This is a genomic window from Nitratireductor aestuarii, assembly GCF_014641695.1.
Lineage (GTDB): Bacteria > Pseudomonadota > Alphaproteobacteria > Rhizobiales > Rhizobiaceae > Chelativorans > Chelativorans aestuarii.
In genome coordinates, this window is record NZ_BMIF01000066.1 from 1 (window position 1) to 585 (window position 585).

1 protein-coding gene is annotated in these 585 nt (G+C 66.8%); it reads left to right on the forward strand.

The window, feature by feature from the left end:
- On the forward strand, positions 1-585 hold a 585-nt coding region (locus IEX27_RS21130), incomplete at both ends, for a transposase (protein WP_188723036.1).

Consider the following 585-nt stretch of genomic DNA (forward strand, 5'->3'; position numbering starts at 1 on the left):
CGATCATCACCGATACCCATGTGACGCCGGCCAGCGTGCATGACTCGATCGTCTATCTGGAGCGGCTCGACCGCCAGCGGGCGCGCTTCGGCTTCGATGTGCGGGCGGTGGGGCTTGATGCCGGCTACGCCACGGCAGGCATCGCCCGGGGGCTGGAGGAACGCCAGATCCTTGGCGTCACCGGTTATCGCAATCCGACGCCGCCGCGCGAGGGCATGATGCGCAAGTCGAGGTTCGTCTACCAGAAGGACGCCGATGGCTACCGCTGCCCGGCGGGCCAGTTGCTTGGCTATGCCACCACCGACCGCAACGGCTACCGGCACTACCGCTCCGATCCCGCCCATTGCCGCGACTGCCCGTTGCGGACCTCCTGCACCAGCAATGCGAAGGCGGTGCGCACCATCACGCGGCATGTGTGGGCGGAGGCGCGCGAGCGGACGGACAGTTACCGCAAGACACCGTGGGGCAAGGCGATCTACAAGCGGCGCAAGGAGACGGTGGAGCGCTCGTTTGCGGATGCCAAACAGCTGCACGGGCACCGTTATGCGCGGTTCCGCGGCCTCATGAAGGTAACGTGGCAATGCC